The following is a 16,072-nucleotide window of genomic DNA, read 5'->3' as shown; positions in this document are numbered from 1 at the left end:
CCGGTGCTATTTTTTATTTGGAAATTAGTTGCACATGCAACTAACTCGACGTATGATGAAATAGTGGCAAGTGCAACGATTCGGAAGGTTAGACCAATTTGTTCAAGATAGGAGTCGCTTTTATGATCGATACGAGAAATTCAATTCCCAGGTGGATTTCGCTTTTATACCGTTACGGACAAATGTATATTGGTGAGCATTTGAAAGAGTACGACATCGGCAGGGGGCAGCATATATTCCTCAACGCACTTTATAAGGAAGATGGTCTCTCCCAGGAAGAGTTGGCGGATTATTTGAAAATTGATAAAGGCACCACAGCTAAAGCGTTAAAAAAACTAGAAACGAAAGGGTACATAGCCCGCACAGTCAGTGAAAAAGATAAGAGATGCAACGAAGTTCATCTGACCGAGAAAGCACTTCTGATTAAGGATGATGTGCGTAAGGTGCTGACCGATTGGCGAGAACGTCTGACGTTCGGCTTAAAGGAAGAGGAAAAGCAATTGGCCTTGACCATTTTGGAGAAAATGGGACATAATGCAGCGCATTTCGCAGAGGAGCAGGTGGGGCCATGAATATGAAGCTTGCAGGATCGCTGTTCTTAGATCGACATTTTCATGCTTTAACCCATCGTAATTATCGGTATCTTTGGCTAGGTCAGTGTGTATCTCTGATAGGGACATGGATGCAAAATATTGGGCAGTCCTGGCTTGTCCTTACAATTACGGGGTCGCCTCTCAAGCTGGGGATTGTCGCGGCATGTCAGTTCCTTCCCATCCTTTTGTTCTCTCTATTTGCAGGAATTATCGTCGATAAGTTTCCCAAAAAGAATATCCTTCTTGTCACGCAGACCGTTGCTATGATTCTTGCTTTTACGCTAGCTATCCTCGTTTTGACCGATACGGTGAAGTACAGTTATATTATCGTGCTAGCGCTGCTGCTTGGGCTTAATAACACCTTAGATATGCCAACAAGGCAGGCTTTTAATATTGAAATCGTGGGAAAAGAAGATCTCATGAACGCCATTGCCCTCAATTCAACGACATTCAATATGGCTAGAATTGTAGGACCTTCGATTGGTGCGGTAATGATGGCCTGGCTTGGTGCCGGTTGGTGCTTTTTGCTCAATGGGGTCAGCTTTCTGGCTGTTCTATATGGCTTGTTTCATATTCAAGCAGCTACGTATGTTCGAAAGAAAACTTCGCGCGATGGTATGATGAAAGAAATTAAAGATGGGATCGTGTACATTGTAAGAGATCCTTTGTTAGCGCAGACTGTGCTGCTTGTGACAGTGATTGGTACGCTCGCTTTTAACTTTAATATACTCATTCCGGTTTTCACTAAAAGCGTACTAAACATGGGAGAAACGACTTATGGCACGTTAATGTCATGTCTGGGGATTGGTTCTTTTGTGGGGGCACTAACAATGTCATTTCGCAGCAAACAAAGGCCAAGGCTAAAACTAAGTATTATTGCTAGTATAGTGGTTGCAGTCTGTCTGGTTTTAAATGGACTCAGTACTTCCGTTTGGGTCTGCGGAGGATTATTAGCTTTAACCGGATTCTTCAATATTATGTTCGCGACGAACAGTAATTCATCCCTTCAGATGAATGCCAAAGAGGAATATCGCGCGCGCGTAATGAGTGTGTACTCACTTGTATTTGCTGGTTCTACGCCGATAGGCAGCTTATTTGCTGGTTATATCGCAGATCGTTATGGTGCGAATGGGGCTTTTGTCTGCTGCGGGGTGTTAACAGGTATTCTATGTCTGATTATTATTTGGAAATATAGGAAATCAACTGAGAAAAAGTCTCTTGAAGAGATAGGAACTGCCTCATAGAGAAGAATAAGCAGAAGCATATCTCAAAATAACCAAATTTTGGATTGTCAATTTTTAGTGTATCCGCTACAATATAATTTATATTCATATCGTTATTTAGGGAGGGAATCTTTTGCTGGGGTTTTTGAAAAGATGGATGCATACACCAAAGCAAGAACCTACGAACGCTGTGGATTACAAAACGATGGAAATCGACGTTGTTATTAAGTGCTTTGTATCGGATAAAGACAAGCCGTTTCGTGTCATTTTTAAAGTGGAGAAACAAGGCTCATTCTTTTCCAAAGATATTTTCGTGAAAAATGTGGATACTAAGACACCCTACGAACTGGTTTATAACTTCTCCACACTTGGAATGAACTATGAAGAGCTGAAGAAGTACGAAAGCACAGATCATGCTGAGTACAGCTTCGCGACTTTGGAAGAAGCCAAAAAGGTGAAAGATACAACAGTCGACTACATACGCTTTCTCATCCGCGAACATCAACAAGAAACACTCGCAAAAATTTCATAGTTTCATGCCAAAAAGGAGCTTGCGATGAATTCGCTGGCTCCTTTTTCTGTATAACCTCTCGGTCGTTGTTGTTTGTTATAACGCTTCGTCGTTAAGCGCTTTTCTTTTAATTAACTGTTTCCTCTGCGGCAACTTCTGTTTTGTGCTGCTGTACGATTTCTTTCAGACGATACTGGCGAAGCTTCGTAATCGATGCGAATTTGGACTCTGCACCTTTGATTTCAAAAAACACTTTACCATCTTTAATCTGTTTAATTTTTCTTGTGTTCACATAGCAATCCGTATTGACCTTGAAAAAGGAGCTATCTGTTGTTATTTCATGAATTTGCTCAATGGACATACGTTTTTTAATGTGATAATTTTTCCCATGGAAAGAGACAAGCCCATGTTCTCCTACTCGGAAGTACATAATATCCTTTACAAGTATGAAATTTTCATAGCTGTTTCTAACTTCGAGCGCTACATTCATTTTATAATCCCCCTCTAAAAATGATAACGCTTACATAATGAGAACGATTTCATCTTACCATATCTTAGAGGAGAATAAAAGAGTTTATAAACGTGAAAATAAACAACGGATCCACACCAAGTGAGTAGGATCCGTTGTAAACCACAGATTTTGACGAAAGAAATCATTTCCCCGGTAATAATTTGCTGTTCGTTTACTTAATGCGGTCAAGCACGTTGCGTGCCACCCAAACGCCTGCAGCTCCTGCTTGGGCCAAGCCTCTTGTAATTCCCGCACCGTCGCCGCCACAGAACAAACCTTGGATCTCGGTCTCGAAGCTTTCACTAAGCTTAGGGCGAGCGGAATAGAACTTTGCTTCAACGCCATAGAAAAGTGTATGCTCAGAAGCAATACCTGGCGTTACTTTCTCAAGGGCTTGAATCATTTCAATCAAACTTTTCATTGTATTGTAAGGGAGAACAAGACCTAGATCACCAGGAACAGCTTCTGATAATGTCGGCTCAAGGAAGCCCTCGCGAATACGATCCGCTGTTGATCTACGTCCACGCATGATGTCCCCAAATTTTTGAACAATAACGCCGCCGCTTGATAAGTCATTCGCATGTTTACATATTTCCCGCGCATATTCATTCGGCTTATCGAAGGGCTCAGTGAATTTGTGTGAAACGAGGAGCGCGAAATTCGTATTACTGGAACCAAGTGCCGGGTCCTTGTAAGAGTGACCGTTAGCTGCCATGACGCCGCTATGATTCTCAACCACCACATGACCGGATGGATTACTACAGAATGTACGCACTCGTGTACCTACAGAAGTATTGTAAATGAATTTCCCTTCATATAGATGCTCGTTGATTTCACGCATAACGACATCCGAAGTTTCTACACGTACCCCTACATCCACTTGATTATTATACATTTTCAGTCGGCGCTTTTTGAGTACTTGCGTTAACCAAGATGAGCCGTCTCTACCCGGAGCCAACATGACATGATCGCTATGAACTTCAGTCCCATCTTTTAAGCGGATACCTTGAATGACATGCTTATCTCCCCGTTTGATGGTAATAATATCGTCAACTTCTGCTTTGAATTGCATATCGATACGTGTTTTCAAGTGTTCATATATGGACTTCAGAATCATCAAATTTTGCTCGGTTCCCAGATGTCTAACCTGAGCGCGAAGCAGCTTTAATCCTGCAGCATAGGAGCGCTGCTCAATATCTTTAACGGATTCTGTCGTTGGGTCCGTAATGTTTTCAGTTGCACCATGCTGTAGATTAATATCATCCACATAACGAATCAAATCGATTACTTTGCTAGGTGCCAAATAATCAGTCATCCAGCCACCGAATTCAGTGGTGATGTTGAATTTGCCATCACTATAAGCACCCGCGCCTCCGAAGCCAGCCGTAATGGAACAGGCAGGAAGACATCCAGAGAAGTCCTTTTTACCTGCTGGGGGAGGACACAGTTTAATTTTACTTTCCAGGATTGGACAACTGCGATGGTAAATATCATGGCCTTTGTCTACGAGCAATACTTTAGCGGTAGGGTGGAGCAGTGTCATTTCATAACATGCAAAAATACCGGCAGGTCCTGCACCAACAACGATAAAATCATAAGCTTTCATTGCAATCTCCTCTGGAACCTTCATTTTTGGACACAGAAAATCCCAGCCACACGGGTATGCAAAAGCAAGTACCCGTCGTAGCTAGGAAGTTACGGCTCCCTCTAGAGACCCTTAAGCCAATTCTCAAGGATATACGAACGATTAATACGTATGTGGCTATTTCTTATCGCCTTGATTATCATAATACGAACGTTAGGCGTTGTCAATCGGTTAATGTTCGCAAAATTCGTCATATTCCAATTGAAGTTGTGAAGATTGTTTCCTTTTCAGAGCTGCTGACATGAACCGTTCCTCCATACTTGTCGACCAGCTTTTTGACAATGCTTAAACCTAGGCCGGCGTGGAGTTCCATGTCTTTTTTCGTAGAGTAGCCGGGTTCGAATATGCTTTCTAGATCCTCACTAGGGATCGGGTCTCCGTTATTGATTACCTTAAAGATAAGTGAATTTCCTTCCAAAAACCCAATCAAACGGACTTCTTTGTCCGCTTCCTTTTTGGAAGCAGAAACAGCATCAAACGCATTATCGATTAAATTACTGATGATTCGAACTAAATCCGTCGCTTTGACAGCCCCAAGGTTAATTTGCTTTAAATTAGCAACTTCATGCTGGAACGTAATTTTGCGTTCAACGGCTTGAATAACCTTGGACTGAACAATCGCAGATAAGGCTGGCACATTGATTTGTATAATATCATTCAAAGCTGTGGTTTCACCAATAATCTCGGAGGTGTAACGATCTAATTCCGTGTACTCTTTCAAATGAACAAGAGAATGTATCGTAGCCACATGGTTATTAAAATCATGCCGCTGTTCTTTCATAGAGCGAAACAGCGAGTCGATGTGATCGACATAGACCTCTTGGATGCTCTCTGCGGTCGCCTCACGATTCCTATTAATGAAGCGAATGCTCACAATGACGAGGAAGAAAGCGATCAATGCAGTTGTTCCGATCAGAAGGAGCAGCTTCACTTGCTGTTGTTGAATTGATTGTTGTACGGTCTCATAATCGGCCGTCAGACCAATAACGACAGGGAAATCCAGTTGGAGCGGAATGAACATTTTGAGATAGGTTTTTCCGCCGATCGTGGTGATAAGCTGCTGAGTTTGCTTCGATTGCATGACCGCTTGAACCATTTCTTGATCCCGATTATCTTTCATCGTATAGGATCCGAACAATATTTCACGATCTGAGAACCATGTGTAGCCTTCCTTTTTATACTGCTCCTGCTGTTTTAAGAAAATCGGCGGATTATAAACGGCAATTTCTTTAGCGCCATGGTTAGTATATCCATGAATCATTTCGTTGATTACGGCATCTACACCGGTTTCTCGTTGATAATTTCGGAAGAACGTATCATGCACGTAAGGGTCAAGGATATAATTAGTACGGCCATCGTAATAATAGCCCCATTTGTCAACAAATTGAGGATTCGTCATGGATGTATTCATTGGTCCTGACCAATAATGAGGCAGAGCTTGGCCGCTTTTTACATTTGTTTCTTTGGTGTCTAGAAGCTGATTGAACGCTTGGAACCAATCTCTGCTCCAGCTTTTGGTGCTCATGTTAATTTCCTTGGGCTCGGTGGATTTATAGCCAATAATATCATCATCGCTTCGTTTCATGAGTGTAATATGATCGACCATTAGCTCTTTGCTGAGTACGGTAAGCTCTTCATTGGTCACTTTCTCTATGTCGGGATCGAGTCGGTATTGTGCCGCTAAGGAGGCTGTACGCAGATTTTGGCCGATTAGATTTTCAACATATTTCTCCCCGGTTTTGGAATGTTTAATCGAGATGGTGACGTTATCAGCGATAAGCTCCAGCTTGGTTTCAAGCTCGGAAGTTAGTATTCTCTTTGTATAATAGTAGAATACGCTATCCGTAAGTAGTACAATTATTAAGGAAATCATTAGGATATAGAGCGAGGAGCGCAGGTGGATTTTCGGCTTCGGTTTATGCTGTGTGCTCATGTTGTCCTCCTAAAATGGCGATATCTATCAACTATCATAGTATAAATGTACAAAGAAAAACACACGAAAATGGAGGTTAACATGAAAGTAACATTTCTGGGTTGTGGTGACGGTTTTAGTATAGAGCAAGGGCATAATAGTGCTCTTCTTACTTTTGCAGATACGAATTTATGCATCGATTTTCCAGAGTCGAATCATCTGGGTTTGCATCAATTGGGTATGAAGCTCAATCAAGTGGAGAACATATTCGTTACTCATTTGCACGAGGATCACATTAATGGCTTGCAGAAGCTGGCTTTATTTCACCGAGTTTATCCCGGGAAGGCGAAACCGAAGCTTTATGTGCCTGCTGGGTTGATTGAGGACCTATGGCAGTGTTTGCGTCATGGTCTGGAGCTAACTACGCGTGGAAAGCGCGTGTTTGAGGATTATTTTGATATTGAATGTGTCGAAAAGGATTTTACGGTAACTGGTGTGCAGTTCGAGCTTGTGCAAACGCTTCATGTGCCGGAAATGCTGAGTTACGGTCTCCTCTGCAAGCCGCACTTTTATTTTAGCGGGGATACAAGGTTGGATGAAAGCTACATAAGGGATATAGTCGAAGAGGTGCAAACCATATTTCACGAATGCCATATGCAGGATGATCAGCTGCCCTCGCATACATCTCTAGAAGAGCTGCTGACGCTACCGAAATCAATTCAATCGAAGATGATTCTGATGCATTATGTGGATGATTATGTGCCACTGGATGTGCGGGAGAAATTTCATGAAGAGCATACGGTTCGGCTGGCTGAACCTTTGCGAAGTTATGAATTGTAAATAGTAGAGTCGACACTCTTAGTGGTGAGCGAGCTGATCTACTAATGCTAGACATACGGCCAAAAGAACCTTGAATGCTTCAAGGTTCTTTTGCTTGATTGGCAGCTTTTTGAAAGGGGTATACGGTACAAATGAGTGTTTCCTTGATATGAATCGTGCCAGCTTCCACTCATTCCAATCATCCGCCTATTCGTAATAGTTTCCCATTTTTATTATTTTATCACAAACTGGGTTATGGCCGTGTCGCCCCCATGAGGACAAGGTACCACTATCCATAGTTGGTATCGCAGCCTGCGATTCGCATGGCCTTGCACTCTGGAGCGACGGTTTCAATATCTGTCTTTGAAAGGCATTACATCTGCGAAAGCTGTATTCATCAGCGGCAATTTCGTATTTGTTCTCACACAAGACGGGGCGGTTCATTGGGCAATCGTGTACAATGAAGTCATGGGCAGAATGCGGACAGAAGATGAACTGAGAATCAAGACGCTCACACCATTGACGAAGATCAAGTCGATCGCTGCAAGCTGGAATAACTTGTTCATGATGCAGCAAAACGGCCGAATAAACCGCAACCAACCGGTATTGAAGCCCAAACAAGTTAAAGGCTTAAGCCATATTACCATGATTGCCGGCGGATCATTCCGGCTCCATTTTGCCATCAAAAAACAGGTTCCGCCTTTTCATGGGGAATCGCACATGAAGGCGGGTTGGGAGATGGTACCAGTGATCTATATTGTAGGTACTCCGAAATTGAATCTTTGCTGATTTTGAACCCTATGATAGTCCTTGATAAAGAGGAATATTCCGCAAAGGTTCGGTTGAAAAACTTAACCTTTAAACGGATGGTTTAACCTCGGTCACAAACGCCACCCCCAGGCCACAACAGCGGTTCAGTCAAGAAAGGAGCCAAATGCACCTACTTCAGCAGATAAGAAGAAACAGCAAGCAGTACCACATCTTTCATTTAGCGGAGAGGAACAGCTTCACGAGAACCGCCGTTTCGTCAGGATTCTCTTCTGGGAAGAAGTGGCCACCCTTTATCGCCTGCCCTTGCACCTTCGGAGCCCATTGCCGCCATATGCCGAGCGGACCGCTGTCTTTTGCATAGTAAGTGTCAAGCCAACCGCCCTCCGCCCACAGGTGCAGCATCGGACATTCAATTTTTTTCGACGCTTCTTTGTCCGCGCGGTCGTGTTCGACATCGATCGTCGCTGCAGCTCGATATTCCTCACAGATACCGTGCACGCGGGCCGGATTATAATAGGTTGAAACGTACTCTTGCAAGATTTCGCGGCCGAAGGAACCTTCGCCGAAGGGGTTATGGAAGACGGCCTCGGGAGCACCGAGCAGATAACTCTCCGGCAGCGGTTGTTTCTGCGACAGTAAACTCCAGGGCCAGTAGGTTTGAGCGAAGCGCGTATCTGCCCGTTTCCACGCTTCGAAAATCGGAATGACGTCAAACACGGCCAGACGCTCCACATTCTTCGGATGATCCAAGGCCATACGGTAGCTGACGCGTCCCCCGCGGTCGTGACCGATCAATATGAAGGTCGGAAAGCCAAGTTTGCTCATCACCTCAACCAATTCCTTCGCCATCGCGCGCTTTGAATAAGGAAAGTGATCGTGGCTGGAGGCGGGTATCCCGCTGCGGCCGTAGGCGCGTAAGTCTACGCAAATCACAGTATGATTTTCCGCAAGCTTCGGCGCGAGGAATCGCCACATCAGGCTTGTGCGCGGGAAGCCGTGCACCAATAGAATTGCCGGTCCTTGTCCATAACGGCGCACGAAAATTGTGTTTCCCGAGACCTCGACATGAAAACAGTTAAACATCCTTTTACCCTCCGTTTCACTTTGTTATACCATTGAATATATTTGGTTAACTTCGCCAATTTGCATGTCCCAACAACAATAATTTGATTTTGGAGGCAAAAAGGATACAGGTGTATTTTCTCTCTTAACACTTGAACTGAAGGTAATTTTAGATCAAGTTGGCAAACGAAAAACTAAAACCGTAGACCTTCGTGCTCTTGATGAAACAAACCTATATGTCGTTTATATCAAATTTTTATCCCTGCAAAAACATCAACCACATGTACTTGTGGAACAAACCCCGGTTGACCTTGGATCTTTCACAAATCTTACCCTCAGAAGTGCAACGTTTGCTATGAATAAGTTTGTTGAGATTTACAAACACATCTTTGAGGTTTATGGGGAGAGTGGGATAAATGGTGTTCAAATTTCCGATTGCTATCGGGAATATTGAATCCTATATAGTGAAAGATGAATTTGAATTTACTTGTAACGGAGAACACTTCTCTAATAATGTAGAGATCGAGCAAGGGAAGGGATGGCTCAGATTTACAATTGAAGCCATCATTAAGGGAAATGAGAGAATCTAGAAACTCTTGCTGCGATTCGCTATAAAAACTCCCGTGATGATAAGTACCGCACCGATATAACTGTTTAATCCGATAATTTCCTTCAAGAAGATAAAGGCAAAAATAGCGGAGAAAATGGGTTCGAGCGAGAACAGAAACCCTACACTTTCTGCCTTTGTATACTTTTGAGCGACAGACTGCATTACAAAACCATAGGCGCTGCATATTAGAGCTAAACCAAGAATCGCTAACCAATGGATAGGGCTGTCCGGCAAAACTGGCGTTTCAAACATAAAGGTAAACACAGTGGCATAAAGGGCAGCAAAGCCAAGTTGATAAATTCCTAATTGCAAAGCGTCTACTTCTCGTACAAAATGGTTTGAGATAATAATATGAATAGTATAAAGCAAAGCAGCAATCAGGCAATAAATTGCGCCAACATCAAATGTCAACTGATCGCGGACGGTCATTAGCACCAGTCCAATGGATACGATCACAACACCAACAATGATATTTTGGGCTGGAAGCTTTCGATGGAGAAATGCTTGAATGGCAGGAACCATTACTACAGTGGTACTCGTCAAAAAACCTGCGGAGGTCGCAGTAGTATTCATGACCCCATACAACAGCATGGCAAAAATACCTGCCAGTAAAGCACCGGAGATAGAAGCATACTTCAATAACTTGGTATTGATTTTCATCATTTTTTTAACAAAAATCAGCATTGTAACAAGGAAGGCAATGCCACAACGCAATGCCACTATGGTTGCCGGTGGCATTGCGTCAATGCCGAGCTTCATGAAAATATAAGACAGGCCCCAAGCTATAGATACCGTTGCTAAAACTAAGTTTGCTTGTTTTTGTGTCATTCGCTTCACCTTAACTCCTATTATTGTGTCATGAATAATATCTTACTCACGCTCTATATATAAGAAAAGTGAATATTTGTTATACTGAGAATAAGAACATCTTATGTTTATTTGGGGGCTTTATGAAAAAATCGAAATATGAAGTGTTTATGAAGGTCATTGAACTTGGAAGCTTGTCACGGGCAGCAGATTATTGCAATTATTCTCAATCGGCCGTAAGCCAAATAATTATCTCCCTGGAAAATGAGTTTGGTATCAAACTTTTGAATAGAAGTCATTCAGGAGTTTCCGTTACTTCAGACGGTGAAGAACTGCTGCCTCATATTCAAAAGTTAAGCCAAGCATATAATGAGCTTTCAGACAAAGTGTCTGAATTGCTTGGAATAGAAAGCGGCCTTATTCGCATCGGTACGTTTTCCAGTATTTCTTGTCATCTGCTTTCCCCGCTTCTTAAAGACTTTAAAGCCAAGCATCCGAATATAAAATTTGAACTGATCCAAGGAGACTACCGCCAAATCGAAATCTGGATTTCGGAAGGAACGGTCGATTTCGGTTTTGTGGATTTGCCTACTTTAAGAGAATTTGAAGTGATTTCGATCATGGAAGACCGGATGCTCGCTATTCTGCCTGCAAATCATTCATATGCTCATGAAGATTCTGTACCCTTGAGTATTTTTGAGCAGGAACCTATGATCCTTCTGGAAGAAGGGACAAAAAAAGAAGTGTTGGACATGTTTCGCCAACATAATATCAAAGCTAGGATTGAATACCGCCTCGATGATGATTACACTATCATTTCAATGGTCGAAAACGGGCTAGGTATAAGCATATTGGCTGAGCTTATTCTAAAAAGAACCCAGTACAATATCCTCAGCAAAGAAACATCCCCTAGTTTCTCCCGAAGTATTGGAATAGCCGTAAGAAATAGAAAACAAGCCTCAATGGCTGTGAGATGCTTTCTTGATTTTATTGAAAAAAACAAAGAAAGGTATATTCGACTTGTCAAATAAAATTTGACATCAAGTTCTTGTCAACCGAGGAGAGAAAAAAGTTAATAACACGAACCGACAAGTGTCGAGGTACAAGAACTTGCATCCTTCCCCGAATGGAGACAAGAACTTGCTTTGATTGCCGCGGTCAGACTTGAGGGAAGAATAAACGGTGTTGACTTCTTGGCCAGCACCCTATAATATAAAGGTGCAATGGCAATTGTTATAACGATTAACGTTTCAACGGTGGTGGTACATTTGAAGCAACGAGTCAGTACACGTTTTTCTATGGCCATTCATATCCTCTCGATGATAGCAGTGAAGCATACCGAACAAACAGGGGATGAAATTGCTCGAAGCGTAAATAATAATCCTGTTGTAATTCGGCGAGTTATAGGAATGCTTAAACGGGCAGGAATAATGGATGTTCGTGCTGGGGTAGGAGGGGCCTTTTTGCTTAAAACCCCGGAGGAAATTACATTGCTTGAAATTTATCGAGCAGTGAATGAAATTGAAGAAAACGATTTGTATGCGTTTCGGATTCATGAAGATTCGAATGTGGGTTGTCCAGTTGGTCGTAACATTGAATCTGTTCTACATTCCGAATTTGCAAAAGCTCAAGCGGCAATGGAAAACCAATTAGGGTCGACAACTTTAAGTCAACTTATCCCAAGATTCATCTAAAATAGAAGCTCCTAAGGGGGCTTTTATTTACCACTTCGTTGAAACAATAATAGTTATAACAAAGAGTGATACACGGAAACAAACAGGGATACGGGTTCTTAACGTTGGGAAAAAAAATGAAGAGGCTTTGTTGAAACCATTTTCAATTAAAAAAGGTCTGGGGTGTTTATCATGGGTAAATTAGATGGAAAAGTAGCGGTAGTAACAGGTGGAAATTCGGGTATTGGTCTTGCGACAGCACAGCAACTTGTTCAAGAAGGTGCCTATGTATACATTACTGGGCGCAACCAAAGCAATCTTGATGATGCCGTCAAGCAAATCGGAAAAAATGTAACGGCGGTTCAAGCTGATGTATCGAACTTTCAAGACTTGGACAATCTTTATGGTGCCGTGAAGAGTCAGCATGACCATATTGATATTCTTTTTGCTAACGCCGGCGTCGTGGAAAAAGCTCCAATCGGCGAAATTACCGAAAAGATGTTTGATAACAGTTTTAATATCAATGTCAAAGGTGTATTGTTTACGGTTCAAAAAGCGCTTCCCCTTTTCCGTGATGGCGGTTCAATCATTCTAAACAGCTCCACTCAAGGCAGCAGCGGTGCGCTTGGGTCAAGCATTTACGGAGCAACCAAAGCAGCTGTTCGCGCCTTTGCACGGAACTGGTTGGTTGACTTGAAAAGTCGTAAGATCCGAGTGAATGTCGTTAGCCCGGGCCCTATCAAAACGGTTGGTTTGGCTGCTGCAGCAGGCGCTAGCGAAGAAGTACAAAAGAAAAGACTTGAATTCCTTTCCAGCCTTGTGCCACAAGGAAGATTGGGCACACCTGTTGAAGTTGCCAAGGCCGTTGTGTTCCTGGCTTCGGACGACAGCAGTTTCGTAAACGGCATCGAACTCTTTGTTGACGGTGGTATGAAGCAGGTTTAAAGAACAAAGGACATCGCACATATAGGAGGTGCCAAGGGCGCGAAAGTTAAGTGAAGCATTACAAGAAAGGTTGCCTAATACAATAGAATCCATTTATATTTATGGGTCGACCGCGCTTAACGCTTATGTTAAAGGGTCAAGCGATATAGACTTTCTTGTATTTGTCAATAGAACCCTTAGCTCATCAGACTCCCAATTGATTATGGATGCTCATAGACTTGTTGAATTGATTTATCCAAATTTGGACATTATGGGTGCTTATATTAGACAGCAGGAAGCGGGAAAACCCTTCAACGACATCCCACCATTCCCCAAATATCACGATAAGACATTAGATTTCAATGGAAATGGGGATATAAATCCAGTTACGTGGTGGGTGCTTAAGAAATATGCATTTGTATTTATGGACAGCCTTTAGCCTTCGAATATGAGATTTCATCTGACGAACTCGTCTAATACGTATTTGAAAATATGAATACATATTGGGTCGGATGGATTGAAGTACTTGAACATCAACTAGCTTGACCGATATATCGGAACCAACTAATTTGGAGCAAATTAAGCAGTTAGATTTTTCGGTTGAATGGTGCGCGCCGGGCATGTTAAGGCAATATTATTCAATTAGGGAATGTGATGTATTCAGCAAGGTTGCTGCAGGCGAGTATGGGCTTAAAGTATTGCCCGAGCGTTGGCACGGTCTTATCCATGAGGCAATTGCGATAAAACGATTAGAGCCTATACGCGAGTATTCTTCTCAATTAAAGCGATTACGCGACTTGGTTGAACTACTTCGGCTAATTCATACGGAGAGTACCTTCTTCCATAAACAAATCCGTCATTAGTAAGGGGGACAATGTGATCTTTAACCAACGGAAGACAAGAGCTCAGTAAGTTATATCACTAGGCTTCCTCGGCTTACAATCGGGCAGCCTCGCTGTGCTAACTGACAGAATAATGGAATAATTTGGAAGTAGTTCAAAGGAAAAAAGAGAAATAAACAAGTAAGGTTGTCAGACCAGCACAACGTCCTCGCTGGTGAACACAGCATTAACACTAATATCATGGTATCTTACCGCCTCCATAATATCCTCGGTATCAATGTTTGATAGGATAAGTGTAATAGTTATCTGAGGCAAGTCCATAAGCTGTTGAAACGTAAAAATCTTTCTCCGATGTTATCCCAACGTTCAACTTAGCGGACCATTCTGTGCTGCGATTTGTCACTGGTCACAAGCTTGCCAACCATTTAGTATCTGGCGTAGATTGAGTGACGGACACGCATGATTCCAATACTTAATATCTCCTGTCAAAAATAACGTTTACTAACTTGGCATGGAGTAGTACATGGTCCATTGTTATCGATCGGTGAAATTCATTCGTATGTGGTACAGATTTTACCCGGTTGGCTGGTGGTTGGGGTTGGTATGGGACTAGCGCCACCGATATGATTGCCTCTGCCACGGCGGATCTTGAAGGCCATCAAACTGCAATGGGAAGTGCAGTAATTAATATTGCGCGTCAAATTGGATCAGTTTTGGGAACGAGTGTCCTTGTTCTTGATCTTGTTCTCCCTGAACATGTTGGATCAATCGTTAAGAACTGCGTTTTCGTGAATGTCTGGTGGATGGCTGGAGCCATTTCGGTTATCGGTGCCATTGCTGCCTTCGGGATCTCCACCAAGCGTCTGCGAGGGACTGCACCGTGAATATTTGGGCGTCCCTTCACGGTGTAGATTGTTAACACTATGTTTTTTTTGTTCTCCATTCAGACCGAATGGTCTTAAAACGAGAGGGTGGTTTTTGTGAAAGCAGGACTAAAAAATGTTTTGAAGTTGTTCCAGGGGACCGTACCACCACCGCCAATTGCAAAACTGCTTAAGTTTAGCATATCGGGTGTGTCCGACGGGCGTGTAGAAATTGCGTTTATGGCAGACCCAAAAACACATGCAAACCCGATGGGTACGCTTCATGGGGGCGTGCTTTGCGACATTGCAGATGCCGCGATGGGAATGGCTTATGCAACTACGCTTGATGAGGGTGACACCTTTACCACACTAGAACTTAAAATTAACTTTTTGAAACCGGTTTGGAATTCAACACTTCGGGCGGTCGGAAAAGTTGTGAAGAGCGGACAATCGATAGGGTTATTGGAATGTGACATATTTGATGAGCAGGAGAAACTTGTTGCACGTGCTACCAGAACATGCATGACACTCCGCGGTGAAAAGGCGCGAGGACGATGAAGTCCCGAACTCGTTGAGGAAAGGAAGATGCAGAGCTCTTATGGAGGAGCTTTAATGGAACGAGTTGTCATCACTTGGCAACGATGTAGATATACCAGTTGAAAAAGCTGATTGCTGTAGAGAGTTATGCAACGAACTAATGGTCTTTCAAAAATCAAAGGCACAAATTAAACCAGAGTTGTTTGATAACATGAATTTTGATACGCGAATGGTTCCCTCCATGAAAAGGGCAATATACAATCACATTGTAGTTGCTAAAGATGATGATGAAGAGATTGGGTATGCATATTCGAACATCTCTCCTAAAGAAGTATACACAAATGACTTCGCTACCTTCTTTGATTTTTCTTCTGTGAAGGGGAATAATGTAGGGTGTTTATCCAATTTTTACATTAAAAAACAGTATAGAAAACATGGCATTGGGTCGGTGCTTTTCGATATGTCAATGAAATGGTTGAACCAGTTTGATGATGTAGATGATCGTTTCATTTTCGTTTCAAATGGTAATGATCACGCATTGGAATTTTACAAACGAAAAGGATATATTGTAAGCCATAAAATACTGGACGGGTTTATAACTGTTTTACGAAACAAATAAACCTTGATTCCTTAGAGTGCGGGGATTTAAGAACGTCCATTCTTTTTAATGTCTTATGAATTCATCTTTCGTTATCAGGGGTATGGTCAGGAGGGGAAGGCAAATTCATCGGAGGCAGCCTATTTTATTACACAATTAATGAATTGATCG

General features: G+C 42.5%; 19 protein-coding genes and 1 riboswitch. Of the genes, 14 read left to right on the top strand and 5 right to left on the bottom strand.

What is annotated here, in order from left to right; translation table 11 throughout:
* Positions 1–122: 122 nt before the first annotated feature.
* From BLT91_RS09385 to BLT91_RS09375, 3 genes are all read left to right on the top strand, one after another.
* Positions 123–572 carry a MarR family winged helix-turn-helix transcriptional regulator gene (locus BLT91_RS09385; protein ID WP_090820045.1) on the top strand — a complete coding sequence of 150 codons (450 nt, stop codon included), beginning with the start codon at positions 123–125 and terminating at the stop codon, positions 570–572.
* A complete protein-coding gene (locus BLT91_RS09380; protein ID WP_090820042.1) occupies positions 569–1,837 on the top strand; it encodes an MFS transporter in 1,269 nt (422 codons plus the stop codon). Before BLT91_RS09385 ends, BLT91_RS09380 begins: the two co-directional genes overlap by 4 nt.
* Before the next feature lie 112 nt (positions 1,838–1,949).
* Positions 1,950–2,348, top strand: coding sequence for a hypothetical protein (locus BLT91_RS09375; RefSeq protein ID WP_090820039.1), 399 nt, complete (start codon positions 1,950–1,952; stop codon positions 2,346–2,348).
* A gap of 106 nt (positions 2,349–2,454) precedes the next feature.
* Here BLT91_RS09375 and BLT91_RS09370 read toward each other — a convergent pair whose 3' ends face one another.
* From BLT91_RS09370 to BLT91_RS09360, 3 genes are all read right to left on the bottom strand, one after another.
* Positions 2,455–2,817, bottom strand: a complete 363-nt coding sequence (locus BLT91_RS09370) for a LytTR family transcriptional regulator DNA-binding domain-containing protein (protein WP_090820037.1) — start codon at positions 2,815–2,817, stop codon at positions 2,455–2,457.
* Between the two features lie 193 nt (positions 2,818–3,010).
* Complete coding sequence (locus BLT91_RS09365) at positions 3,011–4,444, bottom strand: NAD(P)/FAD-dependent oxidoreductase (protein WP_090820035.1); 1,434 nt, start codon at positions 4,442–4,444, stop codon at positions 3,011–3,013.
* 58 nt (positions 4,445–4,502) lie between these two features.
* Positions 4,503–4,601: riboswitch (purine riboswitch) on the bottom strand.
* A gap of 72 nt (positions 4,602–4,673) precedes the next feature.
* Complete coding sequence (locus BLT91_RS09360) at positions 4,674–6,416, bottom strand: sensor histidine kinase (RefSeq protein ID WP_090820033.1); 1,743 nt, start codon at positions 6,414–6,416, stop codon at positions 4,674–4,676.
* A gap of 81 nt (positions 6,417–6,497) precedes the next feature.
* Between BLT91_RS09360 and BLT91_RS09355 the strand changes: the two genes are divergently transcribed.
* Both BLT91_RS09355 and BLT91_RS09350 read left to right on the top strand, forming a co-directional pair.
* Entirely contained in the window at positions 6,498–7,235 is a 738-nt protein-coding gene (locus tag BLT91_RS09355; RefSeq protein ID WP_090820030.1) for an MBL fold metallo-hydrolase, read from the top strand.
* Positions 7,236–7,577: 342 nt separating this feature from the next.
* Positions 7,578–8,003 carry an RCC1 domain-containing protein gene (locus BLT91_RS09350; protein WP_090820027.1) on the top strand — a complete coding sequence of 142 codons (426 nt, stop codon included), beginning with the start codon at positions 7,578–7,580 and terminating at the stop codon, positions 8,001–8,003.
* 195 nt (positions 8,004–8,198) lie between these two features.
* Here the strand turns inward: BLT91_RS09350 and BLT91_RS09345 are convergent, their stop codons facing one another.
* Entirely contained in the window at positions 8,199–9,068 is an 870-nt protein-coding gene (locus tag BLT91_RS09345; protein ID WP_090820024.1) for an alpha/beta fold hydrolase, read from the bottom strand.
* 395 nt (positions 9,069–9,463) lie between these two features.
* Between BLT91_RS09345 and BLT91_RS31435 the strand changes: the two genes are divergently transcribed.
* Complete coding sequence (locus BLT91_RS31435) at positions 9,464–9,637, top strand: hypothetical protein (RefSeq protein ID WP_175532197.1); 174 nt, start codon at positions 9,464–9,466, stop codon at positions 9,635–9,637.
* Here the strand turns inward: BLT91_RS31435 and BLT91_RS09340 are convergent.
* Positions 9,634–10,485, bottom strand: a complete 852-nt coding sequence (locus BLT91_RS09340; RefSeq protein ID WP_090820021.1) for a DMT family transporter — start codon at positions 10,483–10,485, stop codon at positions 9,634–9,636. The genes BLT91_RS31435 and BLT91_RS09340 overlap by 4 nt on opposite strands.
* Positions 10,486–10,607: 122 nt before the next feature.
* Here BLT91_RS09340 and BLT91_RS09335 point away from each other — a divergent pair, with 122 nt between their 5' ends.
* The 8 genes from BLT91_RS09335 to BLT91_RS09305 all read left to right on the top strand — a co-directional run bounded on the left by BLT91_RS09335 (position 10,608) and on the right by BLT91_RS09305 (position 15,922).
* On the top strand, positions 10,608–11,495 hold the full coding sequence (locus BLT91_RS09335; protein ID WP_217635199.1) for a LysR family transcriptional regulator: 888 nt from the start codon (positions 10,608–10,610) through the stop codon (positions 11,493–11,495).
* A gap of 192 nt (positions 11,496–11,687) precedes the next feature.
* A complete protein-coding gene (locus tag BLT91_RS09330; protein WP_090820018.1) occupies positions 11,688–12,158 on the top strand; it encodes an Rrf2 family transcriptional regulator in 471 nt (156 codons plus the stop codon).
* Positions 12,159–12,329: 171 nt separating this feature from the next.
* On the top strand, positions 12,330–13,082 hold the full coding sequence (locus tag BLT91_RS09325; RefSeq protein WP_090820015.1) for an SDR family NAD(P)-dependent oxidoreductase: 753 nt from the start codon (positions 12,330–12,332) through the stop codon (positions 13,080–13,082).
* A 28-nt stretch (positions 13,083–13,110) separates the two neighbouring features.
* Positions 13,111–13,500, top strand: coding sequence for a nucleotidyltransferase domain-containing protein (locus tag BLT91_RS33495; RefSeq protein ID WP_090820011.1), 390 nt, complete (start codon positions 13,111–13,113; stop codon positions 13,498–13,500).
* Positions 13,501–13,603: 103 nt separating this feature from the next.
* Positions 13,604–13,924: an aminoglycoside adenylyltransferase domain-containing protein gene (locus BLT91_RS30650; protein ID WP_175532195.1), complete on the top strand. Its 321-nt coding sequence runs from the start codon at positions 13,604–13,606 to the stop codon at positions 13,922–13,924.
* 560 nt (positions 13,925–14,484) lie between these two features.
* Complete coding sequence (locus BLT91_RS09315; protein ID WP_141224962.1) at positions 14,485–14,787, top strand: multidrug efflux MFS transporter; 303 nt, start codon at positions 14,485–14,487, stop codon at positions 14,785–14,787.
* A gap of 96 nt (positions 14,788–14,883) precedes the next feature.
* Positions 14,884–15,324 (top strand): PaaI family thioesterase, encoded by a 441-nt coding sequence (locus BLT91_RS09310; RefSeq protein ID WP_175532193.1) that lies wholly within the window; start codon positions 14,884–14,886, stop codon positions 15,322–15,324.
* Positions 15,325–15,463: 139 nt separating this feature from the next.
* Positions 15,464–15,922, top strand: a complete 459-nt coding sequence (locus BLT91_RS09305) for a GNAT family N-acetyltransferase (RefSeq protein ID WP_090820547.1) — start codon at positions 15,464–15,466, stop codon at positions 15,920–15,922.
* Positions 15,923–16,072: the final 150 nt, after the last annotated feature.

Source organism: Paenibacillus sp. yr247 (assembly GCF_900103825.1).
GTDB lineage: Bacteria > Bacillota > Bacilli > Paenibacillales > NBRC-103111 > Paenibacillus_E.
Note: the sequence above shows the minus strand (reverse complement) of the source record. Positions and strands in the feature narration are given on the sequence as shown.